Origin of the sequence: Camelimonas fluminis (genome assembly GCF_014656355.1) — a bacterium.
GTDB classification, from domain to species: Bacteria; Pseudomonadota; Alphaproteobacteria; order Rhizobiales; family Beijerinckiaceae; genus Camelimonas; species Camelimonas fluminis.
In genome coordinates this window covers 1-519 of the sequence record NZ_BNCG01000183.1, presented here as the reverse complement: position 1 = coordinate 519, position 519 = coordinate 1, and the positions used below count along the sequence as shown (strand labels likewise).

Here is a 519-nt window from a genome sequence, read left to right as displayed (position 1 = left end):
GGTCATTAGCGGATCGCAGCGTCATTTCCGGTCAGCCGCATCCGCGCCCCGGGTTCCGATGGGGAGAGGCGCGCCAGTCGTGGTGTCCACAAGGGTCTGCCGTTCGGACTCCGCGTTCAGTTCGGCGCCAATTGTCACGATGATTGCGGATATCCACATCCATATCATCAGGGCAATGGCCGCCCCTACAGTCCCATAGGTTTTGTCATAGTCCTCGAAATTCGCCATATACCAGGAGAGGCCAATGGAAGCCACGAGCCAGACAACTGCTGCAAATATCGCCCCCGGGCTGACCCATCGCCAGCGGGCCTGTTCCCGACTTGGACCAAACCGGTAAAGGACTGCGAGAACAGCAACCAGCACTGCCATGAGAGCCGGCCAACGGCCAAATTTGACGAGAGGTTCGGCTACATTGCCGAGATAGACGTAATCCAGGACAACGGGAAGCGCGACCACCAGTAGAATAGCAACGACCGCGAACAGGATCACGCCAACGGTAAAGATCATCGAAACCAGGTT

1 protein-coding gene is annotated in these 519 nt (G+C 57.6%); it reads right to left on the bottom strand.

Features of this window, described 5'->3' with window-relative positions; translation table 11 throughout:
- Nucleotides 1-21: 21 nt before the first annotated feature.
- The coding region (locus IE243_RS23055; protein ID WP_191321603.1) for a YihY/virulence factor BrkB family protein at nt 22-519 on the bottom strand (498 nt) is incomplete at its 5' end.